Raw genomic sequence first — 20,665 nt, 5'->3', positions numbered from 1 at the left:
CGGTCTTTCCCGTCACAGACTGCAGTTGACCAGGACCGGCTCGGGCCGCAATGTCACCCCGAACGCCTCGTCGACGCCGTCGCGGACCTCGCGAGCCAGATCGAGGAGCTGGGCGGTGGTCGCGGCGCCCCGATTGGTCAGCGCCAGAGTGTGTTTCGTCGAGAGTCGGACCGCCGCGTCCGGGCCCGGGTGTCCACGGCGGAAGCCCGCCCGTTCGATCAGCCACCCGGCCGACAGTTTGATCGCCGCGTCGGTGTCATCGGTGCCCGCGCGATAGGTGGGGATCGCGACGTCGTCGCCGACGCGCGCCGCGATCCGGTCGAGCACCGCCGGGGCGTCATCGCCCGGCACGATCGGGTTGGTGAAGAACGAGCCGGCGCTCCAGGTGTCGAAGTCCGTCGCGTCGAGCACCATGCCCTTGCCCGCGCGCAGGTCGAGCACGGCTGCGCGCACCGTGGCGGCGTCGACCCGATCGTCCGGTTCGACCCCCACGCGGGTCGCGAGTTCGCGGTAGCGGATCGGCTGGCTCACGCGATCGTCGTTGAGCCAGAACGAGACCGCGACGACCACGAAGTCGTGCCGGTGCTTGAGATTGCTGGTCCGGTAGCCGAGACCGAGCTCGGTGGGGGAGACCCACCGCAGGTTGCCGGAGCGTCGATCGAGGACCTGAACCGATCGGAGGATGTCGGCCACCTCGACGCCGTAGGCCCCGACGTTCTGCACCGGGGTCGCCCCGGCCGCGCCGGGGATCCCGGAGAGGCACTCGAGTCCGCCGAAACCGGCGTCGACCGTCGCGGCGACCAGCTCGTCCCAGCCCACGCCAGCGTCGGCGACCACGTGCGGCCGTCCCGACTCACGGCCCGATCCGAACTCGAGGCGTCGGCTGCCGAGTACGACCGCCGTCCCGTCGAACCCGGCGTCGCCGATGACGAGGTTCGAACCGCCGCCGACGACGAGGACCGGCTCGGACCGTGCATCGAGGTCGAGGATGGTCTCCACGATGGTGCGGGTGTCTTCGCAGCGGATGATCTCGCGCGCGGGCCCACCCAGACGCAGGGTGGTCAGCTCGGCGAGGGGCGCGCTCAGCGGCGCCTGCGTGTTGGTCACGTCCTCAACGTTAACCGGCGGGCGGTAGCGTTCTCATCATGGCGAGCAAGCTGCAGCACACGGTGTCCTATCCCTTCTCCACCGCGCGTCTGTGGGCGATCTACACCACCGAGAAGTACTGGCACGACCTCGTCGAGCGCATGAACTCCGGGCACGGGCATGTCGAGAAGGTGACGATCACCGGCGACACGGTCACCGTCGAGATCCAGCAGGGCATTCCCGCCGACAAGCTGCCGTCCGCGGTCACCAAGGTCATGCCGGGCGACCTCCGAATCCCGCGCAAGAACACATACCGCCTGGTCGGCGACCGGATCGAGGGGGAGACACATGCCACGGTCGACGGGGCGCCGGTGCCGGTCGACATCACCGGCACCACCGTGACGTCGGGTGACCCGGCGACCACCGACAACCGCGCCGAGGTGTCGGTGAATCTCCCGCTGTTCGGCGGGAAGATCGAGAAGGCGGTGGTCAGCGAGCTGTCGGCGCTGCTCGACGCCGAGCGCGGACACACCGTCGAGTGGGAGACCGAGAATCCGCTGACGTAGCCTGGTCTGCATGGCACGACGGCTCAGCTACTCCGCTCGGTACACGCAGTCCGCGGAGAAGCTCTACCAGGCCCAGAGCATCAAGCAGTACTGGGACGACATGATGGCGGGCTTCCAGATGATCTCCCCGCACTGCGAGGTCGACTCCTTCGTCTCCGACGAGACGGGTATCCGGGTGGTCCTCAAGCAGACGATCGGGCGCGACCAGCTGCCCGCGCTCGCGCAGACGGTGATGAAGAAGGACATGGTCATCACCCGCGAGGAGACCCTGGGCCCGTTCGACCCGGACAACACCAAGGGCACCTACAACGCCTCGATCCCGGCGGGACCGGGCAGCCTCAACGGTTGGCAGGAACTCTTCCCCACCGAGAACGGTGGCTGCACGATCCGCCGGACCAGTGAGGCGAAGGTCTTCGTCCCGTTCGTCAACGGCAAGCTCGAGCAGATGATCCTGATCAACCTCGTCGACCTGTTCCGCGCCGAGGCCGAGTACGCCAAGGACTGGGTCGACAAGAACTTGTGATCCGAGCCGGCCGCCCGTCCGTCAGGTCCGAGCGCATCGAGCACAGACCGCAGGGCCGGGTCACCCTGGGCACGACGAACATCAACCGGCTCCGGCGGGTGGACAGGTGGATGGTCCACTCCCCGCGGGTGCGTGCCGCCCTGGACGTGCCCCGGCCGCTGGTCGTCGACCTCGGCTACGGTGCGCGTCCGGACACGACCGTCGAGATGGCCGAACGGCTCCGCGCGGTCGCCCCGGATCTGGAGATGGTCGGTCTCGAGATCGACCCCGCCCGCGTGGTCGAGCCCCGTGCCGGCGTGCGGTTCGGGCTCGGCGGCTTCGAGCTGGGCGGCCTGCGACCCCGGGTGGTGCGCGCGTTCAACGTGCTGCGTCAGTACGACGAGAACGAGGTCGACGACGCGTGGGCCCGGATCCGTGGTGCACTCTCGCCGGGCGGAGTGATCGTCGAGGGGACGTGCGACGAGATCGGCCGACGGTGCAGCTGGGTGCTGCTAGACGTCGACGGGCCGGTGAGCATGACCCTCAGCTGGGCGCCGGAGCATTCGGACCGTCCGTCGGACCTGGCCGAGCGTCTGCCCAAGGCGCTGATCCATCGCAACGTGCCGGGCGAGCGGATCCACACCCTGCTGACCCTGGCCGATCAGTGCTGGGACATCGCCGCGCCGTTGGCGCCGTACGGCCCGCGCGCCCGATGGGTGCATGCACTGGGTCTGCTGCGCGACCGTGGGGTCGACTGCGAGATGCCGCGGCGCCGCCTGTCCGACAACGTGCTCACGGTTCCGTGGGAGACCGTCGCACCGGCTGGATAGTGTGGCCGTCATGCGTGTCGCGATGGCCCAGATCAGTTCGACCGACGACCCCACCGCCAACCTCGAGACGGTGCGTGCGGTCACCGCGGACGCGGCGTCGCGCGGCGCCGAGCTCGTCGTCTTCCCGGAGGCCACGATGTGCCGGTTCGGGGTGCCGCTGAAGCCCGTCGCCGAGGATCTCGACGGTCCGTGGGCGCGCGGGGTGTCCGACGTCGCCGCGGCGTCAGGGGTCACGGTGGTGGCCGGGATGTTCACGCCTGCCGGCGACGGCCGGGTCCGCAACACCGTCGTCGTCGCACACCCGGACGGGACACGCCGCGGGTACCACAAGATCCATCTCTACGACGCCTTCGGATTCACCGAGTCGAAGAACGTGGCCGCCGGAGCGGAGCCGCTGACCTTCGCGGTCGGCGACGTCACCGTCGGCGTGGCCACCTGCTACGACATCCGATTCCCCGCATTGTTCACCCACCTCGCACGGAAGGGCGCCCAGGTGATCGTGGTACCCACGTCCTGGGGCTCAGGACCGGGCAAACTGCGTCAGTGGGAGGTGCTCGCCGCGGCCCGAGCGCTGGACTCGACGACCTTCGTCGTGGCCGTCGACCAGGCGTTTCCCACCGACGAGGCGGCCGCGTCGTCGAGTGCGCCGACCGGAATCGGACACAGCCAAATCACAGACCCATTCGGTACGTTGGTCGCCGCGTATCCGGATAGCATCCGGGTGGACGTGCACGACCTCGACCTAGCACTGGTCGACCAAGCCCGTACGCAACTGGCAGTCCTCGCCAACGAGCGCCCACTGCCGGTCGGCGGCGAGACGGACAACGACGTGACGCCGGCCCACACGCGGCTCCGCGAGTCAGACGACCCAGGACGGAACCCATGAGCGACAGCAACACGCCCCGCCCCGATTCCTCATCCGGGGACAACGCCGACGAGACCGCGAAGATCGATCCGCATGCCGGCGACCCCTCCCAGCCCGGTACGACCGGTGAGCCGACGTCGACGGGCCAGGGCGACGAATGGCGTCCGGTGTCCGGCACCGAACAGGGCGAGCCGCCCGCGACCGAGCAGTTCGCGACCGAACCGATCGTCCCGGGAGCACAGGCCTACTCGGCCATCCCGCCGTCCGACGCCGACACCGGCACCATCGGCGGTGCCAAGCCCCCCACCTCGCAGTTCGCGCCCGGCGAAGACCCGTACGGGGCCGGGACGGCCGCCTCGGGACCGATTCCTCCGGGACCCGCCGACTCCACCGGCAGCGGACCGGTCCTCACCTCCCCGCGCAAGAAGCGGAGCACCCGCAAGATCGTCGCCCTCAGCGTCGTCGGTGTGCTGCTCCTCGCGGTCATCGCCGCGGTCGGCAGCGAGCTGTACCTGCGCAACAAGGTCACCAACTGTCTCGAGGAATCCTTCAGCGGGCTGACCGGCGTGCCGACCGAGGTGTCGCTCAGCCGTAAGCCGATCCTCCTGCAGGGCAGCGGCGACATCCCGTTCGTACAGGTCGACACCGATGACAGTGCCGGGGGCGTCCGTCTGCACATGCGTGCGGACGGAATCTCGGGCACCGAGAACTCCACCGACATCCAGAGTCTCGACGGCACGGGTTTCATCCCCTACGAGCGGATCGTCGAACTCAGCAAGGAGCAGGCCGGGGCGTCCGGTCAGAGCACCGGCACCCCGACCGGTGGCGTCGGCGCGGTCGAGCAGATCACCGGCAATGCGGCCGACGGCACCTTCGAGGTGCAGGCCGCCTTCCCGGTCATGGTCTTCCAGGTGCCGGTGTCGGCGACCATCAAACCGGTGCTGAACGACGGCCGGGTCGACTTCGAGGTCGTGAAGGCCAGCGCCCTGGTCTTCGGCATCCCGCCGGACTTCGCGCAGCAGATCGTCGACCAGATCACGACGTCGTCGCTCGGCCCGTTCTTCGACGAGGTGCAGGTCGACTCGCTCGAGGTGACCGACAGCGGGCTCGAGTTCGCCATCAGCGGTTCGGACGTGCAGCTGACCAGTGAGATGACCGGCACCTCGTCGCAGAGCCAGTCGGGCGGTTGCTCGGTCTGACCGGGACTCAGACCGCCGGCGGCGGGTCGACGGTCAGGAACCAGACCGTCGGACCGTCGGTCAGCGTGAACTCGCCGTAGACCCGGCCGCCCCATTTCCGTGCGTACACGTCGACCATGTGGGCGTCGGCCGTGCTGGCGGTGACCGGCGACCCCGCGCCGAGGGCCTCTTGCAGGACGGGTTCGAGCATTGCCGCGAGAGTGCCGTTCCTTCGATGGGCCGGGTGGACGAGCGCGAACACGATGCTGTGGGCGGAATCGATCGCGAGCGCACGCGATTTCTCCTGGAGTTCACGGAATCGTGGAATCAAACCATCCAGGGCGGCCACGAAATGGCGTGTACGGTTCGCCAGTTCGTCGTCGACCGGTTGGGTCCGATGATCGGGGCCCGCCACCGCGATCAGTCCGGTCAATTCCCCGGTGGTGGCGAACAGGCCGCGCAGGCCCGGCAGCAGATCGGTGAAGAGGACGTCGCCGTACCACCGGAACACTTCGGGCGGGGAATTCTCGCCCAGAAGCCATCGATAGACCGGGACCTCCTGCATTCCCCCCGCGAGAAGGTCGAGTGCTAGCGGGCGGTCGGCGGCCGTCAACGACCGTGATCGAGTCCCGGTCGCGTGAATGCTGACCATTGATCCATGCCACCATGAAATCCCCGCGAATGTTCCCGGTCGGGTGAATTCCGCGCGAGATTCATGTGTTGTTTAGAACGGCATTTGAGAACCCAAACCAAGAATTATTCATATCGCAGGACGATACCGTGATCGGTCTGTAACGTCGCCCCCGAGTCGTGTGACCAGGTGAGACGCGCGACCGACACTCTGGCATCTCACCATCATCAGAGGAGACGGATATGGCAGGCATAGTCGAGGGCGGTCTCGCGGGTGCGATCGGAGGTGCCGTCGAGGCGATCATCGGCGGGCTCGGTGACGCGGGTTCGATCGGCGGCGGTTCGCTCGGCGGCAGCGATTCGGAGACCTGAATCGGCCCGACTCACCACCGGTTCAGCAGTTGATGGCCCCGACGGCATCAACTGCTGAACTGTTTCTGGGCCGAGTCGAGATTCGACGCAGGCACCCGCACGTTGCATTTTCGATGCATTTCAAGGGTGTTCACATTCGATTTCCCATGATTTCAATTCGGGCAATGTTGCGCTTTCAGCTGGGATGACGCTGTTTTCGTGGGTCCGATTGTTGCGATATGCGAAGGCGGGTTTCGCTGATAGGGGAGACATTCCCGAAATGTATATGTAACGTCGGCGTCGAGCCGACGCACGGGTGAGAGCGGACGGTGATCGACGAACAATCTCACCGATGACGAAGGGAGCAGATATGTCTGACGCAATCGAGGGTGGCATCTCCGGCGCTATCGAGGAGATCATCGGCAACCTGGTCACCGGTTCGCTCGGTGGCGAGGAAGAGACCCCCGCCGGCTGAGTGCCCAGACTTTGGCACCGCCCCGCGACGGAAGTCGCGGGGCGGTTCGCTGTGTGGGGCCCTCAATTGAAGACGACGGTCTTACGTCCGTGGACGAGCACCCGGTCCTCGAGATGCCACCGCAGGCCTCGGCTGAGCACCAGCGTCTCGATGTCGCGACCCTGGCGGACCATGTCGGCGACCGAGTCGCTGTGGTCCACGCGGACGACGTCTTGTTCGATGATGGGTCCGGCGTCCAGGTCGGCGGTGACGTAGTGGCAGGTGGCTCCGATCAGCTTGACCCCGCGCGCGAAGGCCTGGTGGTAGGGCCGCGCACCGACGAAGCTGGGCAGGAAGCTGTGGTGGATGTTGATGGCCCGCCCGGCCCATGCGTCACAGAGCTGCGGCGGCAGGATCTGCATGAAGCGCGCGAGCACCACGGCGTCGGGGTCGTAACCCTCGACGATCCGCCCCAGTTCGCCGAAGGCCTCGGCCTTGCGCTCACTCTCGAACGGAACATGGTGGAACGGGATGCCGAACCGAGTGGCCAGGTCTTCCAGTTCGCGGTGGTTGCCGACGACCGCCCGGATGGCCGCCGGCAGTTCTCCACGATGTGCACGTCCGAGCAGGTCGATGAGGCAGTGGGTCTCCTTGCTCACCAGGAGGACCACGGACTTCGTCTCTCGCGAATCGGTGAGGCGCCAATCCGTTTCGGGTCCGAGTTCGGCGGCCACCTCCGACGCGAAGCGCGCGCGCAGTTCGTCCGCGGTCGACGACACCGAATCCGCGCGGATGGCCTGGCGGGTGAAGAACCACCCGGTCTCCTCGTCGGAGTGGTAGGCCGCCTCGGTGATCCAGCCCCCGACATCGGTGAGGAAGGTCGAGATCCGCGCCACGATGCCGGTGCGGTCGGGGCAGCCGAGCGTCAGCACGTAGCGGCGCTCGGTCTGGTCTGTCGGGATCGTCTGTGCGGGGGCCACGACAGTCAGTGTGCCAAGCTCGTCGGTGTGACGAACAAGGACCTGCGACGCGGCGACGTCGCCGCCATCATCGACCACACCTTGCTCAAACCCGAGGCGACCCGGGCCGACGCGGAGGCCACGGTCGCCGAGGCCGCACGACTCGGGGTGCTCGCCGTCTGCCTCTCGCCGTCGATGTTGCCGATCGACACCGGGGAACTGCGGACCTGTGTCGTGGCCGGGTTCCCGTCAGGGAAACACCACTCGCTGGTCAAGGCGGCCGAGGCGCGTCTGGCCGTCGACTCCGGGGCCGACGAGATCGACATGGTGATCGATGTGGGTGCGGCCGTCGACGGCCGGTTCGACGAGGTGTTCGCCGACGTCCTGACCGTCCGGGAGGCCGTCGGCGACGACACCCTCCTGAAGGTGATCATCGAATCGGCCGCGCTGCTGCAGTTCGCCGGGCCTGACACCGTCACCGAGGTGTGCCGCCGCGCCGAGCGGGCCGGTGCGTCGATGGTGAAGACGTCGACCGGGTTCCATCCGGCGGGCGGCGCGAGCGTCGAGGCGGTGCAACTGATGCGCGCCGCGGTGAGCGACCGGGTGGGAGTCAAGGCGAGCGGTGGCATCCGGACCGCCGAGGCGACCGCTGAGCTCATCGCCGCGGGGGCGACCCGGCTCGGGCTGTCCGCGTCGGCCGCCGTGCTCGACGGATTCCCCGAGTAGGCGGCGGCCGCGGATCTGCGTACCGGCATCGGTCACGCCAGGGCGGAGACCTTGGCGTCGAGGTCGGCCATGACCAGGCTGGCGTTGACCGCGGCACCGGCGGACACGCCCTCGCCCATGGCGACGGTCACCATCGCGTGCACGGTGGTGGTGTTGCCCACCGCCCATACGCCCGGCAACGCGGTCTCGCCCATCGGGCCGGTCCCGACCAACCCGCCCATCGGGCCGTCGTCGAGGGTGCCGCCGAGTCGCTCGTAGAGGTCGCCGCGGACGATGAATCGCGGCGAGACGACCACCGCGTCGGCCTCGACCACGGTGCCGTCGGTCAGGAGCACGCCGTCGAGGTGGGCAGAACCGTTCTCCGCGCGCGTCCGGACGCGCTCGACGCGGGCGTCGACGATGTCGATGCCGACCGCGGCGAAGTGCGACCGGTCGTCGTCCGACAGGGCGTCGGGATCGTGCGCGACCACGGTCACCCGGTCGCTGAGCTGGCGGAACATCAGTGCCTGATGCGCCGACATCGGGCTCGTCGCGATCTGCACGATGCGTGTTCCGCGGACCTCGTAGCCGTGGCAGTACGGGCAGTGCAGCACATCGTGTCCCCACAACTCCGCGACGCCGGGGAGGTCGGGGAGTTCGTCGACCAGGCCGGTCGCCAGGATGAGGCGACGGGCCGCGACGACCTCGCCGGAGGACAGCCGCAGGGTGAAGTCGTCGACGGTGCCGGCCGCGTCGACGACTGTGCCGGAACGGATCTCGGCGCCGTATCCCGTCGCCTCCGCCCGACCGCGGGCGAGTAGCTCCAGGGGTGCGATCCCGTCCTGCCCCAGCACATTGTGGGCGCCGGCCGCCGGTGCGTTGCGCGGTTGCCCCGCGTCGATGACCACGACCTTGCGCAGTGATCGCGCGAGGACGGTCGCGGCGCTGAGTCCGGCAGCTCCGCCGCCGACGATGGCGACGTCGTATTCGGTTGTGAGGGAGTCTTTCTGGGCGGATGAGGAGTTGGTCATCGTTGCTCGCTCTCGGAGGTGGGAATGGGGGAGGTGCGCGGCCGGGCGACCCAGAGGAGTCGTCCGGCGGCGAGGGTCAGGTCATCGAGACGATTCCGCGCGTCTGCCTCGGTCAGGTCGTCGAGCAGGGCGAGGTCGGCGGGATCGAGGGCGTCGGCCAAACGGTGCCGGAACTGGGCGAACCAGTGCCGGGCGTACCGCGCGACCGAAGGGCTCGGGTCGCTGCGCCGGACGTGGACGGTCTCGGCGCGGAGTACCTCGTAGTCGACGTCGTGAAACGCGTCGGTCCAGTCCACGAGCGCCTCCCACCCGGCCCCGGCGGCCGCGGTCTGGCAGCGGTCCTGCAGCCCGAGCAGTTCGGCGTCCTCGTGGGCGGGGACGAAACGCGGGACGCCCGCCATCTCGGTGATCACGACGATGCCCTCCGGTCCGAGCGAGGTCGCGGCCTCCCGCAACAGGCGCCGCGGATCGGCGACGTGATGCAGCGACATCGCCGCCCACACGACGTCGGGCGTTCCGAGCGGCGGCAGTCCGTCGTCGAGATCGGCGACGACGGCGGTCACCCGATCGTCGAAACCGCCCTCCCGTGCGCGTCGTTCGACGAGCGCGACCATGTCGGACGACCCGTCCACCGCCAGGATCGAGGCGTGCGGGAAGCGGCGGGCGAGTGCCTCGGTGCCGGTCCCGGTCCCCGCCCCGAGATCGGCAATGCGCGCGGGTACGCGCCCCAGGACCTCGGCGACGAGGCGGGCGGCGTCCTCGAGGTAGTCGGCCATGAGCTCGGCGTCGAGGTCGAGGACCGCGGCGAGCCGGGCGTGGTTGTGGTGGTCGGTGTGGTTCGGGTGCTCGTGATGTCCGGCGGTCGGATGGGGATGGTGCGTGCTGGTCATGACCCCACGGTAGCGCCGCCATGCCCGGATGGCATAGCATCTTGCCAATGACGCAAGAACTCGACGCGGTCGTCCGCCAGCGCATCCGCGGCCTCCGCATCGCCAGGGGCTGGACGCTCGACGCGCTCGCCGCCCGGTGCTATCTGTCGCCGTCCACACTGAGTCGGATCGAGACCGGGCATCGGCGGGTGGCGCTCGACCAGCTCGTACCGATCGCCCGCGCGCTGGGCACGACCCTGGATCAGCTGGTCGAACCCGCGGACGACACCGATGTCGTGATCCGGCCCCAGCCGCACACGGTGGAGGGCATGACGATGTGGCTGCTCTCGCGGGAGAACGCCCCACAGGGTGTCACCGTGGCGAAGATGCGGTTCGACCGCGAGCAACCCGTCGGTGACCTGCGCGTCCATCCGGGCTACGAGTGGTTCACGGTGCTGTCGGGAACCGTGAGGCTGTGGCTGGGCGACCGTACGATCCTCGTGCCCGAAGGTGACGCCGCGGAGTTCTCGACGATGATCCCGCACGCCATCTGCGCGTATCAGGGCCCGGCGGAGGTGCTGTCGATGATGGACCACGCCGGCGAGCGCGCGCACCTGCCGTCCGTGCGAACCGGACGCGCGGCCCGCGACGACGACGCCCCGGACGCCTGACCACCTGCCCCGCGGCCGCACACCACCGATGCGAGGCGGCGCATCGGTACTGTTGTTGCGGTGATGACTCCCCAGACCTCGGTGAACCGACGCTCCGTGCTCGCCGCGGCCGGGGTCGGAGCGCTCGGGGTCGCGGTGGCGGCCTGCTCCGGCTCCGGCCTCGGCCCCGGAGACGACACACCGGCCGACCCGCCGGTCACCCTGACTTTCACCCCGGCCCTCGATGCCGAGCCGGCCACCCCGACCGCCGAGTTCTCGGTCAAGGCGACCGACGGTTCCCTCAACCCCGACGTGAAGCTGACCAACCCGCGCGGCGTCGTGGTGAAGGGTCAGTTGTCGGAGGACCGGACGACCTACACGATCGGCGAGCCCCTCGGTTACGGCACCGAATACACCTGGAGCGGAACGGCGGTGGGTCTCGATCGCAAGGTCGTGCCGGTCGCCGGGACGTTCACCACGCTGCAGCCGTCGAGTCAGGTGAACGTCGTCGTGAACATCGGCGACGGTCAGGAGGTCGGCATAGCGGCGCCGATCATCCTGAAGTTCAACGGGACGGTCGAGGACAAGGAGGCCGTGGAGCGGGCGCTGACCGTCACCACCACACCACCCACCGAGGGGTCGTGGGCGTGGCTCGGCGAGGACAACGGCTCCCGCGTGCACTGGCGCCCCCGCGAGTACTACGCACCCGGCACGAAGGTCAGCATGGCAGCCAAGCTGTACGGCCTCGACCACGGCGGCGGCGCGTACGGCGCGGCCGACGTGACCAGCGACTTCGCCATCGGGCGGGCCCAGGTGGTGAAGGCCGAGGAATCCTCGCACCGGATCGTGGTGCTCCGCGACGGTGTCGAACTCATGGCGCTGCCGTGCAGCTACGGCGGCGGCGACCTCGACCGGAACGTCACGCGCTCGGGCATCCACGTGGTCACCGAGAAGTACGAAGAGTTCTTCATGAGCAACCCGGCCGCGGGTTACTTCAACATCCGCGAACGCTGGGCCGTGCGGATCTCCAACAACGGCGAGTTCATCCACGCGAACCCGGCGACCGTGAACGTGCAGGGATCGGCGAACGTCACCAACGGATGCATCAACCTGTCGGAGGCCGACGCCGAACGCTACTTCCGGGTCGCGGTCTACGGCGACCCGGTGGAGGTGACCGGGACGCGGATCGCGTTGTCGGAGGCCGACGGCGACATCTACGACTGGATCTACGACTGGGAGACCTGGCAGGGCATGTCGGCCATCAAGGGCGAGGTCCGCGAGACCTCGGTCCCGGCCACGCCCAGCGGGGCGCCCACCTCGAACGCCCCGGCCCCGCGCTAGCCGCTAGCCGGTCTTGATGTTCCGCCGGGCCGAGGCCTGATCGCGCGGCTTGAGGATGATCTGGTCCAGGTTGACGTGCGGCGGCCGGGACGCGACGAACCCGATGACCTCGGCCACGTCCTCGGCGACGAGCGGTGTCAGGCCCTCATAGACCTTGTCGGCGCGTTCCTGGTCGCCTTCGAAGCGGACGAGGGAGAAGTCGGTCTCGACCATGCCCGGCGCGATCTCGGTGAGCCGGACCGGCTTCCCGAGGAGTTCATAGCGCAGGGTCCGGTGGGTGACACCCTGCGCGTGCTTCGCCGAGGTGTACCCGGCGCCGTTGTCGTAGGCCTCGAACGCCGCGATCGAGGTGACGGAGACGATCAGGCCGTCACCCGACGCGATGAGTGCGGGGAGCAACGCCTTGGTGACCCGCAGGCTCCCCAGCACGTTGGTCTCCCACATCCAGCGCCAGTCGTCGAGGTCGGCGGTCGACACCGGGTCGAGACCCTTGGCGCCACCGGCGTTGTTCACCAGCACGTGCACCGTGTCGAGGCCGTCGACAAAGGCGGCCACGGACTGCTCGTCGGTGACGTCGAGTTGTCTTCCGGTGCCGCCGATCTCGTCGGCCAGCGCGGTCACCCGATCGACCCGGCGCGCCCCCAGCACCACGTGGAAGCCCTGCGAGGCGAGCTGACGCGCGGTGGACGCGCCGATCCCCGAACTCGCGCCGGTGACCACGGCGATCGGTCGGTTGTCCGTCGACTGGGAGGCGGTGTCGGTGCTCATGGGCTCAACCTTACGGACCGCGCTGCTACATTCGTCGCATGAGTGGGGGAGTGATCCCGGCGGCGCTGCAACTGACCTCCACCCCGGCGGCGGCGGTACTGCACGCGATCCGGGTCGGCGGACCGGTGACGCGGGATCAGCTCGCCGCGACGACGGGTCTGTCGCCGGCCACCATCAACCGTCAGGTGCACGCGCTGGCCGCTCACGGTCTGGTCGTCGAACGCCCCGATCTCGCCGGGCCGAAAGCGATTGGCCGGCCCAAGAATCCGCTGACCATCGACCGCGACTCGCTGTGCGTCGCGGGTATGCACATCGGCGCCCGCCGGACCGTGCTCGTCATCGCCGACCTCGGCGGCCGCACACTGCACAGTCACGCCGTGCTGACGCCGACCGGCGATCAGGAGGACGCGCTCGCGCACCTCAGCGGACTGCTCGCCGAACTCGCCGCCCGGTTCAGCGGGCGGCGGGTGCTGTGGGGAGGTGTCGCGGTCGGTGGCGCGGTCGACGCCGAGACCGGGGTGGTGAACCACCGGGTCCTGGGCTGGCATCAACTCGCCGTGGGCGCAACACTTGCCGGGCGCCTCGACACACCGGTATCGGTCTGTGAGCACGTCGAGGCGATGGCGGCGGCGGAACTGCTCCTGTCCCACCCGCGTGACGACGGGGGCTCCGGGTTGTTCTTCTACGCTCGCGAAACCGCGGGAATGGCAATGACTCTCGACGGCCGGATACACGTACCCGAACGCGGGGCCGGCACCATCGCGCACCTGCCGGTCACGGCTCCGGTCCTCGCTCCCGGTCTCACCCGGGTCCGGTTGCAGAACGTCATCGGCAACGACGCCGCGGAGGCCGCGGCGCGTCGGCTGGGGATCAGCCCCACGGCCGCCCGGATCGTCGACGAACGGGCCCGCGTGCTCGGCGAATCGGTCGCGCTCATCCGGGATGTGATCAACCCCGATGCCATCGTCGTGGCCGGTGATGCCTTCGCCGCACACCCGCACGGGCTCGCGCCGGTGCAGGCGGCCTTCGACGAGGCGACCACCCTGACCTGGCCGCTGGAGATCGCGCCGTCGAGATTCGGTGTGCGCGTGCAGGAGAGCGCAGCGGTGGTGGTGGCGCTCAGCGTCATCTACGCGGATCCGATCGCGGCGATGGCGACGCTGTAGACAGGCCGTCGGCCCGCCTGCCGCTGCCGTCCGCGCCGGTATCCCCTACGGTGTGTCCATGACGCTGCCCCGCGATGTGTCCGCACGGCTCGAGCTGCGGGTCGACGACCCCACCGAACTGGAGATGCAGATCACCGTCGCCCGATTGCCCGGCCTCCAATTGGAGGAAGAACTCAAGGTCGAGTTCGACGGCCAGTGGGTGACGCCGGAAGAGATCATCGGTCCGCACGGTTCCCGGATTCACCGGCTCCAGCTGGAGCGGGGTGTCCTGAACATCGACTACTGGGCGTCGGTCCTCACCCCGGCCGATCCGCTGCCCGTCGACATCACCGACCGCTCGACCTATCTGCGCCCGAGTCGATATGCCGAGTGCGACAAGTTCTTCGGCTTCGCCGCGGGACAGTTCGACGCGTCGCTGCCCGACGGGGAGATCCTGACCCAGGTCGCGGAGTACGTGTCGGACCGGCTCAGCTACATCCCCGGGACGAGTGATCCCATCGACGGTGCCGCCGACACCCTGCTGGCCGGGGCGGGGGTGTGCCGCGACTACGCACACCTCGTCGTCGCGCTGCTGCGGGCGCTGAACATCCCGGCCCGCCTCGTCGCGGTGTACGCCCCGGGATGTTCGCCGATGGATTTCCACGCCGTCGCCGAGGCGATCGTCGACGGTGAGTGGGTGGTGGTCGACGCGACCGGGCTCGCCCCACGCCAGAGCCTGGTGCGGATCTCGACCGGCCGCGATGCCGCCGACACCGCGTTCCTCGACAACCATCGCGGGTCGATCAACCTCAACTCCTACGAGGTGACGGCGACGGTGCGCGGCGAGCTTCCGATCGACGACGGGAATGCGCGCGTCCGGATAGGGTGAGCGCGTGCATGCGCTAACCTGTCCGGTCTGCAATGCGTTGTCGGGCTTCGATCGTCAGACCTGCCCGAACTGTGCGACGACCGTGGGCGTGCACCTGCCGTCGCGGTCGCTGTACGCGGTCGGCGAGGAGGGGGTCGAGATCGACGGCGCCCTGTGGGTGTGGTGTGTGAATCGGGATCGGACGCACTGCAACTGGCTGACGCTCGCCGAGGTCACCGAGGACAGCATCGGCCTGCGGGGTCGGTGTCTCCCCGAGTCGCTGATCCGGCGTCAGCCCGACGCCGAGGACACCATCGCGCTCGAGAAGCTCGCGCCGGCATCGTTCGACCTGCGGCTGCTGGTGTACCAACTCGTCGATCTGGGTCTGCCGGTGGAGCCGTTCTGGCGCACCGAGGGCGGCCTGGCCTTCGACCTGTTGTCGAGTCAGACCCTCGGCCGGCCGGTGATGATCGGGCACGCGGGTGGGGTGGTGACCATCGACCTCGCCGAGACCCAGGACGCCTATCGGGAGCGCCTCCGGGTCGACCTCGGCGAGCAGTACCGCACCATGCTGGGTCATTTCCGCCACGAGACCGGGCACTACTACGAACACGTCCTCGTCGAGACCGGCCCGGGCGCGGAACGCTACCTCGACCGGTGTCGGGACCTGTTCGGCGACGAACGCGCGAGCTACGCCGACGCGATCAACCGCCACTATCGGTTCGGGTCACCGGAGAACTGGCGCGAGTCGTACATCTCCGAGTACGCCACGATGCATCCGTGGGAGGACTTCGCGGAGTGCTTCGCGCACTACCTCCACATCACCGGGACCATCGACACCGCCCGGGAATCCGGGCTGAATCTCGACGCGCAGCAGGTCCGGTTCACCATGGACCGTGACATCGTGCCGCTCCGGTCGTACGCCGACGAGCCGATCGAACGGCTGCTGTACGACTGGAAGTGGTTGTCGCTCATGCTGAACCGGGTGAACGTGGCCATGGGACGCCGCCCGCTCTATCCGTTCACCATCCCCGAACCCGTCGTGCGCAAACTCGGCTTCGTGCACGAGGTGATTCGGGAGAGCGCCCGGCGGGCGGTGACGACGGACCCGCTCGTCGCGGCCCCGGCGCAGCCGGCCTAACCGGCCGAGGCCGTCCGCGCCCGCTGCTCGGCCACGAACGCGAGAACCGTTGCCACATCGTCGGTGTCGGCGATGCGATAGTCGGCGGCGGTGTCACCTTCGCCGACCTTGATGCCGATGTCACCGGTCTGGGGACGCAGGTGCGCGAAGGCCTTCTCGTCGGTCACGTCGTCGCCGAGATAGATGACCGCGTCGGCGCCGACGGCCGCGCGCAGGGTGTCGAGGGCGTGGCCCTTGCTGGTCTCGATCACCGCGAGTTCGAGGACGGCCTTGCCCTCGGTGGTGTGCACCCCCGGCCAGGAGGCCGGACCGGTGCGGGCGCGATCGAGCGCGGCGACGGCGTCGGACGCCGACGCGTTGCGCACGTGCAACACCGTGCTCGCCGGTTTGACCTCGACGGTGCTGCCCGGGAATTCCGCGGCGATGGCGCGCAACTCGTCGATCAGGCGGGTCAACAGCGCGCGCGCTTCGTCGGTGACCTCGACCGCGAACCCGGACTCGAACTCACTGCCGTGACTACCTACCAGCACGACTGGGGCGGTGAGGCCGGACAGTTCCGCGAGCACGGCCCGTTCGCGGCCGGACACCACGGCGACGACGGTGTCGGGAAGTGCCGCGGCGGCGACGAGCGCGTCGATCGACGCGGGTTCGGGGACGGCGTCCTCGGGACGCGCGACGATCGGCGAGACACATCCGTCGTAATCGCTGGCCACGAGCAGCACCCCCACGCCGGCGGCCCGGACCAGCGCGTCGGTGAGTTCGGCGGGAATCCCGGTGTGGTTCACTCGGGCTCGTCCACCAGATGAACACCCCGGTTGGGCGACAGTTCGGTGTCGGAGTCGGCGCCGAGGGTGCCGAGGAAGCTTTCCGCCCACTTCGCGACGTCGTGGGCGAGGACCTGCCTGCGCAGCGCGCGCATGCGCCGCCTGCCCTCGTGTTCGCTCTGTTCGACCGCGGCCTCGATCGCGTCCTTGACGCCGTCGAGGTCGTACGGGTTGGCCTGGTACGCCGAGCGCAGTTCGGCTGCCGCGCCGGTGAACTCGCTGAGGACGAGTGCGCCGCCCAGGTCGCCCCGGCAGGCCACGTACTCCTTGGCGACGAGGTTCATGCCGTCGCGCAGGGGCGTGACCAGCATGACGTCGGCCGCGACGAAGAAGGCGACGAGTTCCTCACGCGGCACCGGTCGGTGCAGGTACTGCACCACCGGCTGGCCCACGGTCGCGTGGGTGCCGTTGATGTTCCCGACGAGTTGCTCGATACCGGCGCGCATCTGCTTGTAGCTCTCGACGCGCTCGCGGCTCGGCGTCGCGAGTTGCAGCATCACCGTGTCGGCGGGATCGAGTCGCTTCTCGGCCAGCAACTCGGAGATGGCCTTGAGCCGGACGTCGATGCCCTTGGTGTAGTCGAGCCGGTCGACGCCGAGCATGATCGTCTTCGGATTGCCCAGCTCACGGCGGATCTCGGCGGCGCGCTCCCGGATCTTGCGGGTCTTGGACAGTGCGTCGAGCTCCCCGGAGTCGATCGAGATGGGGAACGCGCCGACGCGCACGGTGCGGAAACCGACCTGCACCACGCCGAAGCGCGAGCGCACGCCGACGGTGCCCTTGCTGGTGGCCTGCCCGGCGAGGCGTCGGGCGAGGAAGAGGAAGTTCTGTGCCCCACCCGGCAGGTGGAATCCGATGAGGTCGGCGCCGAGCAGACCTTCGACGATCTCGGTCCGCCACGGCATCTGCATGAACAGCTCGACCGGCGGGAACGGGATGTGCAGGAAGAAGCCGATCTTGACGTCGGGCCGCAGCATGCGCAGCATCTTCGGCACCAGTTGGAGCTGGTAATCCTGCACCCAGACGACGGCCCCCTCGCCCGCGGCTCGCGAGGCCGCCTCGGCGAAGCGCCGGTTCACCTCGACGTAGGTGTTCCACCACTCGCGGTGGTACTCGGGCTTGACGATGACGTCGTGGTAGAGCGGCCACAGGGTGGCGTTGGAGAAGCCCTCGTAGTACTCGGCGATCTCTTGCGCCGACAGCGGGACCGCGTGGATGTCGATGCCCTCGATGTCGGGGTTGTCATCGGAGTCGGGGATGCCCGACCAGCCGACCCAGGCCCCGGTGTTGGCGCGCAGGATCGGCTCGAGCGCGGTCACGAGTCCGCCGGGACTCTGCTTCCAGTTGACCGTGCCGTCGGGAAGGACCTCTTTGTCGACGGGCAGGCGGTTCGCGACGACCACGAACTCGGCCCCGTCATGGGTGGACCGGTCGGTGCCGGTCACTCCGCCGGTGTCGGGGTTGGTTTCTCCTGCTCGCGGAGCCACCTGCTCAGGCGTTCTCGCCCGGCGCGATCCCCAGCATGGCGAACAGCATTCGGCACTCGTCGGCGTCGGTGGCGTACGCGGCGACGACTCGGCGCGCCGAGTTGGCGGTCTCGTCGGCCACCGGCTCCAGTTCGTCGTCGGTGATGTCGGTCGCGTCGGTGGTCTTCGCGGGCATGTGAGTCCCCTCGTTGTGCGGCATGGTGTGCGGTTCGGTGCGCGGTGACGAGGCGCAGCCGTGCGGTGTCTCGGTCCGTTGCTGACTGGAGCGGCCGTCCGATGACACGCCCGACTCCGCATTCTACCCGGACATCGGTGGTGCTCACGGCCACCCGTCCGGCGTCAGCGTCGTGGCGGTGGCGGCCGCCACCGGTTCGCCCGGACCCGGCGTGCGGCCGCGTCGGCCTGCCGCGCCTCACGGGCTTCGCGCAGGGCGATCCGGCGGCGGAGACGCCAGTCCGGACGGGGTGGTAGCTGAGGGCGACGCAGCGACCGGGCGACGAACTCGCCCAGCGTGACCCCCGCAGCGAGGGCGCAGCCGATGGCCAGCGCGTTCGCGATCCAGGTGAATCCGTCGAGCGTCTGGTCGCCGAGGATGCCGTAGAGGCCGCGATACACCGCGAGACCGGGCAGCAGCGGGGTGATGCCGGCCACCGCGACGACCAGCGGCGGGGTCAACGCGCGGCGTGCCAGCAGGCCGCCGATCAGTCCGACGAACGCCGCCGCGAGACCGTTGGCGATGACGTCGCCGATGTCGGTGAACGTCGAGGCCGCCGCGACCGCGGTGCCGATGAAACCGCCGAGGAACGCCACGCCGAGGGCGCGCGTCTCGGCGTAGCTGGCCAGCGCGTAGGCGCAGGCGGCGACCGCGCCGGCGACCACCCGGATCGGCAGTTCGACGACCTCGAAGCTGGTGGTCGTGGTGATCGTGGGCAGGAAGATGCCGCCCGCCTCCAGGATTCGGATCGCGACGCCGACACCGGCGATGATGCCGCCGGTCATCAGCAGCAACTCGAAGAACCGGGCGACACCGGTGATCGGTGCGCCGGTGATCGCGTCCTGGACCGAGCCGACGAGGGACAACCCCGAGAGCAACACGACGATGCCGGCCGCGATGACCTGCGACGGCGCGATCTGCACACCGAGTCGTTCGGCCGCGGCGAAGACCAGGGCGGCCGGGACCACCGCGATGAAACCGCCGGTCAGCTGCTGGAAGAAGACCGGTGTCCCGATGCGGTTGAGCCAGCGGTTGACGGTGACCGTCACCACGGTCGTCAGGAAGGCGAGCGCGGCGACGAGGTACTCGCCACCGAGTAGCACCGAGATGCCCGACGCCATGATTCCCCAGGCGGTCGTGGCCAGCCAGTGGGGATAGGGGTGCGGTGCCGTGATGATCTCGTCGACCATCTGATGCGCGGTCGACGGACTGATGAACGAGTCACGGATGCGGCGGACGAGCCGGTCGACCTGCGCGAGCCGCGTGAAGTCCATCGACCGGTAGTAGACCTGCTCCATCGTGGTGATCGGCGGGAGCGTCGCGCCGCGCCGCGCACTGACGACGATCGTGTTGTAGGTGACATCGACGTCGACGTCCTCGAGGCCGTACACACCTGCGACGAACTTGATCTGCGTCTGGGTGTCGATGGCGCCCGTGCCCGAGTCGAGCAGGACCGCACCGATCTTCGTGGCGAGGTCGAGCACCTCCGTGATCGCCGCGACGTCGAACGGTTCGATCGGCCTGCGCGGCGACACCATGATGCTGCCGGGTTCGATCGTGTCGATCGTCGCCTGACGGCTGCCCGTGAGACGACGTAGAGCACGGCCGATCTGTTCGCGCACAGCAGGCCTCCTCGGGTCGATGGTGGGGTGCTCGCGGGGTGACCGGGGCCCGGCCGGTTCAACCCTGACAGGAGACTGGATACACCTCGTCCGTCCGGACGACTCCGGCAGGGTCGGCGGAGGAGCCGGGAGCGGCGGTGAGCGCCGGTGACCGGGGTGACGACGGCGACCACTCGTCTACGATCGCGGCATGTCCTCGGTGCAGATCAACGGTCCGCGAGACGGCCACACCCGCAGTGCCACGGTGAGTCCCGGGAGTCTCGTCTTCACCGCCGGTGCGGCCCCCATCGACGACGACGGCGCCACCGTCGCACCCGGGAACGTTCGCGAACAGGCCGTGCAGTGCATGAGAAACCTCGAGGCCGCGCTGATCGAGTCCGGCGCGACGCTGCGCGACGTCGCGAAGGTCACCGTCTTCGTCGCCGAACACCTGCAGGCCGATCTGGTGGTCGCGTGGGACGCGGTGACCGAGGCCTTCGGCGATCACAAGCCGGCCGGCAGCCTGCTGGGCGTCTCGGTCCTCGCCTACGACGATCAGCTGGTGGAGATCGAAGCGGTCGCGGCCCTCCGGGGCTGATC

23 protein-coding genes are annotated in these 20,665 nt (G+C 69.1%); 13 read left to right on the top strand and 10 right to left on the bottom strand.

Annotated features, from left to right (window positions below):
* Positions 1–12: 12 nt before the first annotated feature.
* Complete coding sequence (locus B1818_RS00690) at positions 13–1,107, bottom strand: UDP-N-acetylmuramate dehydrogenase (RefSeq protein WP_078111695.1); 1,095 nt, start codon at positions 1,105–1,107, stop codon at positions 13–15.
* Between the two features lie 38 nt (positions 1,108–1,145).
* Between B1818_RS00690 and B1818_RS00685 the strand changes: the two genes are divergently transcribed.
* The 5 genes from B1818_RS00685 to B1818_RS00665 all read left to right on the top strand — a co-directional run bounded on the left by B1818_RS00685 (position 1,146) and on the right by B1818_RS00665 (position 5,048).
* On the top strand, positions 1,146–1,652 hold the full coding sequence (locus tag B1818_RS00685) for a DUF2505 domain-containing protein (RefSeq protein WP_078111694.1): 507 nt from the start codon (positions 1,146–1,148) through the stop codon (positions 1,650–1,652).
* A 10-nt stretch (positions 1,653–1,662) separates the two neighbouring features.
* A complete protein-coding gene (locus tag B1818_RS00680) occupies positions 1,663–2,175 on the top strand; it encodes a DUF2505 domain-containing protein (protein WP_058251265.1) in 513 nt (170 codons plus the stop codon).
* 110 nt (positions 2,176–2,285) lie between these two features.
* Positions 2,286–2,984 (top strand): class I SAM-dependent methyltransferase, encoded by a 699-nt coding sequence (locus tag B1818_RS00675; protein ID WP_249145276.1) that lies wholly within the window; start codon positions 2,286–2,288, stop codon positions 2,982–2,984.
* 10 nt (positions 2,985–2,994) lie between these two features.
* Positions 2,995–3,870, top strand: a complete 876-nt coding sequence (locus tag B1818_RS00670) for a carbon-nitrogen hydrolase family protein (RefSeq protein ID WP_078111963.1) — start codon at positions 2,995–2,997, stop codon at positions 3,868–3,870.
* The gene (locus B1818_RS00665) at positions 3,867–5,048 is read left to right on the top strand and encodes a DUF2993 domain-containing protein (protein WP_078111693.1); all 1,182 of its coding nucleotides are present in this window, start codon (positions 3,867–3,869) and stop codon (positions 5,046–5,048) included. Before B1818_RS00670 ends, B1818_RS00665 begins: the two co-directional genes overlap by 4 nt.
* A 7-nt stretch (positions 5,049–5,055) precedes the next feature.
* On the opposite strand, the gene B1818_RS00660 is transcribed toward B1818_RS00665, so the two are convergent.
* Complete coding sequence (locus B1818_RS00660) at positions 5,056–5,679, bottom strand: hypothetical protein (RefSeq protein ID WP_078111692.1); 624 nt, start codon at positions 5,677–5,679, stop codon at positions 5,056–5,058.
* A 221-nt stretch (positions 5,680–5,900) separates the two neighbouring features.
* Between B1818_RS00660 and B1818_RS24645 the strand changes: the two genes are divergently transcribed.
* The gene (locus B1818_RS24645; protein WP_264186680.1) at positions 5,901–6,029 is read left to right on the top strand and encodes a hypothetical protein; all 129 of its coding nucleotides are present in this window, start codon (positions 5,901–5,903) and stop codon (positions 6,027–6,029) included.
* 516 nt (positions 6,030–6,545) lie between these two features.
* On the opposite strand, the gene purU is transcribed toward B1818_RS24645, so the two are convergent.
* Positions 6,546–7,442: a formyltetrahydrofolate deformylase gene (gene purU / locus B1818_RS00655; RefSeq protein WP_078111691.1), complete on the bottom strand. Its 897-nt coding sequence runs from the start codon at positions 7,440–7,442 to the stop codon at positions 6,546–6,548.
* A gap of 27 nt (positions 7,443–7,469) precedes the next feature.
* On the opposite strand from purU, the gene deoC reads away from it, so the two are divergent.
* Positions 7,470–8,147 carry a deoxyribose-phosphate aldolase gene (gene deoC / locus B1818_RS00650; protein WP_176455860.1) on the top strand — a complete coding sequence of 226 codons (678 nt, stop codon included), beginning with the start codon at positions 7,470–7,472 and terminating at the stop codon, positions 8,145–8,147.
* 32 nt (positions 8,148–8,179) lie between these two features.
* Here the strand turns inward: deoC and B1818_RS00645 are convergent, their stop codons facing one another.
* Complete coding sequence (locus tag B1818_RS00645; protein WP_065631523.1) at positions 8,180–9,157, bottom strand: NAD(P)/FAD-dependent oxidoreductase; 978 nt, start codon at positions 9,155–9,157, stop codon at positions 8,180–8,182.
* Positions 9,154–10,047: a trans-aconitate 2-methyltransferase gene (locus B1818_RS00640; protein WP_078111690.1), complete on the bottom strand. Its 894-nt coding sequence runs from the start codon at positions 10,045–10,047 to the stop codon at positions 9,154–9,156. Before B1818_RS00640 ends, B1818_RS00645 begins: the two co-directional genes overlap by 4 nt.
* Before the next feature lie 47 nt (positions 10,048–10,094).
* Here B1818_RS00640 and B1818_RS00635 point away from each other — a divergent pair, with 47 nt between their 5' ends.
* The gene (locus tag B1818_RS00635; RefSeq protein WP_078111689.1) at positions 10,095–10,697 is read left to right on the top strand and encodes a helix-turn-helix domain-containing protein; all 603 of its coding nucleotides are present in this window, start codon (positions 10,095–10,097) and stop codon (positions 10,695–10,697) included.
* 63 nt (positions 10,698–10,760) lie between these two features.
* The gene (locus tag B1818_RS00630) at positions 10,761–12,017 is read left to right on the top strand and encodes an Ig-like domain-containing protein (protein ID WP_068972262.1); all 1,257 of its coding nucleotides are present in this window, start codon (positions 10,761–10,763) and stop codon (positions 12,015–12,017) included.
* A 3-nt stretch (positions 12,018–12,020) separates the two neighbouring features.
* Here B1818_RS00630 and B1818_RS00625 read toward each other — a convergent pair whose 3' ends face one another.
* Positions 12,021–12,785 (bottom strand): SDR family NAD(P)-dependent oxidoreductase, encoded by a 765-nt coding sequence (locus B1818_RS00625; protein ID WP_078111688.1) that lies wholly within the window; start codon positions 12,783–12,785, stop codon positions 12,021–12,023.
* 38 nt (positions 12,786–12,823) lie between these two features.
* Between B1818_RS00625 and B1818_RS00620 the strand changes: the two genes are divergently transcribed.
* The 3 genes from B1818_RS00620 to B1818_RS00610 are packed head-to-tail and all read left to right on the top strand — an operon-like array spanning position 12,824 to position 15,939.
* The gene (locus B1818_RS00620; protein WP_078111687.1) at positions 12,824–13,951 is read left to right on the top strand and encodes an ROK family transcriptional regulator; all 1,128 of its coding nucleotides are present in this window, start codon (positions 12,824–12,826) and stop codon (positions 13,949–13,951) included.
* Positions 13,952–14,009: 58 nt separating this feature from the next.
* Positions 14,010–14,819: a transglutaminase family protein gene (locus tag B1818_RS00615; RefSeq protein ID WP_078111686.1), complete on the top strand. Its 810-nt coding sequence runs from the start codon at positions 14,010–14,012 to the stop codon at positions 14,817–14,819.
* 4 nt (positions 14,820–14,823) lie between these two features.
* Positions 14,824–15,939, top strand: coding sequence for a putative zinc-binding metallopeptidase (locus B1818_RS00610; protein ID WP_078111685.1), 1,116 nt, complete (start codon positions 14,824–14,826; stop codon positions 15,937–15,939).
* Here B1818_RS00610 and otsB read toward each other — a convergent pair.
* From otsB to B1818_RS00590, 4 genes are all read right to left on the bottom strand, one after another.
* A complete protein-coding gene (gene otsB, locus B1818_RS00605; protein ID WP_058251253.1) occupies positions 15,936–16,724 on the bottom strand; it encodes a trehalose-phosphatase in 789 nt (262 codons plus the stop codon). The genes B1818_RS00610 and otsB overlap by 4 nt on opposite strands.
* Positions 16,721–18,208 (bottom strand): trehalose-6-phosphate synthase, encoded by a 1,488-nt coding sequence (locus B1818_RS00600; protein WP_058251252.1) that lies wholly within the window; start codon positions 18,206–18,208, stop codon positions 16,721–16,723. The genes otsB and B1818_RS00600 overlap by 4 nt, the downstream gene beginning before the upstream one ends.
* A gap of 46 nt (positions 18,209–18,254) precedes the next feature.
* Positions 18,255–18,425: a hypothetical protein gene (locus tag B1818_RS24120; RefSeq protein WP_165630609.1), complete on the bottom strand. Its 171-nt coding sequence runs from the start codon at positions 18,423–18,425 to the stop codon at positions 18,255–18,257.
* Positions 18,426–18,589: 164 nt separating this feature from the next.
* A complete protein-coding gene (locus tag B1818_RS00590; RefSeq protein ID WP_078111683.1) occupies positions 18,590–20,086 on the bottom strand; it encodes a threonine/serine exporter ThrE family protein in 1,497 nt (498 codons plus the stop codon).
* Positions 20,087–20,276: 190 nt separating this feature from the next.
* On the opposite strand from B1818_RS00590, the gene B1818_RS00585 reads away from it, so the two are divergent.
* Positions 20,277–20,663, top strand: a complete 387-nt coding sequence (locus B1818_RS00585; RefSeq protein WP_078111682.1) for a RidA family protein — start codon at positions 20,277–20,279, stop codon at positions 20,661–20,663.
* Positions 20,664–20,665 lie beyond the last annotated feature (2 nt).

Origin of the sequence: Gordonia sp. IITR100 (assembly GCF_002009645.1) — a bacterium.
In the GTDB taxonomy this organism is placed as follows: Bacteria; Actinomycetota; Actinomycetes; order Mycobacteriales; family Mycobacteriaceae; genus Gordonia; species Gordonia hongkongensis.
This window is presented reverse-complemented; position numbering and strand designations above follow the sequence as displayed.

What these genes read in the sequence shown, in the direction of transcription:
- B1818_RS00620 (WP_078111687.1), top strand. Translation starts at nt 12,824, where the DNA reads ATGAGTGGGGGAGTGATCCCGGCGGCGCTGCAACTGACCTCCACCCCG.
- B1818_RS00630 (WP_068972262.1), top strand. Translation starts at nt 10,761, where the DNA reads ATGACTCCCCAGACCTCGGTGAACCGACGCTCCGTGCTCGCCGCGGCC.
- B1818_RS00675 (WP_249145276.1), top strand. Translation starts at nt 2,286, where the DNA reads ATGGTCCACTCCCCGCGGGTGCGTGCCGCCCTGGACGTGCCCCGGCCG.
- B1818_RS24645 (WP_264186680.1), top strand. Translation starts at nt 5,901, where the DNA reads ATGGCAGGCATAGTCGAGGGCGGTCTCGCGGGTGCGATCGGAGGTGCC.
- B1818_RS00680 (WP_058251265.1), top strand. Translation starts at nt 1,663, where the DNA reads ATGGCACGACGGCTCAGCTACTCCGCTCGGTACACGCAGTCCGCGGAG.
- B1818_RS00685 (WP_078111694.1), top strand. Translation starts at nt 1,146, where the DNA reads ATGGCGAGCAAGCTGCAGCACACGGTGTCCTATCCCTTCTCCACCGCG.
- B1818_RS00665 (WP_078111693.1), top strand. Translation starts at nt 3,867, where the DNA reads ATGAGCGACAGCAACACGCCCCGCCCCGATTCCTCATCCGGGGACAAC.
- B1818_RS00625 (WP_078111688.1), bottom strand. Translation starts at nt 12,785, where the DNA reads ATGAGCACCGACACCGCCTCCCAGTCGACGGACAACCGACCGATCGCC.
- B1818_RS00670 (WP_078111963.1), top strand. Translation starts at nt 2,995, where the DNA reads ATGCGTGTCGCGATGGCCCAGATCAGTTCGACCGACGACCCCACCGCC.
- B1818_RS00615 (WP_078111686.1), top strand. Translation starts at nt 14,010, where the DNA reads ATGACGCTGCCCCGCGATGTGTCCGCACGGCTCGAGCTGCGGGTCGAC.
- B1818_RS00660 (WP_078111692.1), bottom strand. Translation starts at nt 5,679, where the DNA reads ATGGTCAGCATTCACGCGACCGGGACTCGATCACGGTCGTTGACGGCC.
- B1818_RS24120 (WP_165630609.1), bottom strand. Translation starts at nt 18,425, where the DNA reads ATGCCCGCGAAGACCACCGACGCGACCGACATCACCGACGACGAACTG.
- B1818_RS00585 (WP_078111682.1), top strand. Translation starts at nt 20,277, where the DNA reads ATGTCCTCGGTGCAGATCAACGGTCCGCGAGACGGCCACACCCGCAGT.
- B1818_RS00635 (WP_078111689.1), top strand. Translation starts at nt 10,095, where the DNA reads ATGACGCAAGAACTCGACGCGGTCGTCCGCCAGCGCATCCGCGGCCTC.
- B1818_RS00645 (WP_065631523.1), bottom strand. Translation starts at nt 9,157, where the DNA reads ATGACCAACTCCTCATCCGCCCAGAAAGACTCCCTCACAACCGAATAC.
- B1818_RS00640 (WP_078111690.1), bottom strand. Translation starts at nt 10,047, where the DNA reads ATGACCAGCACGCACCATCCCCATCCGACCGCCGGACATCACGAGCAC.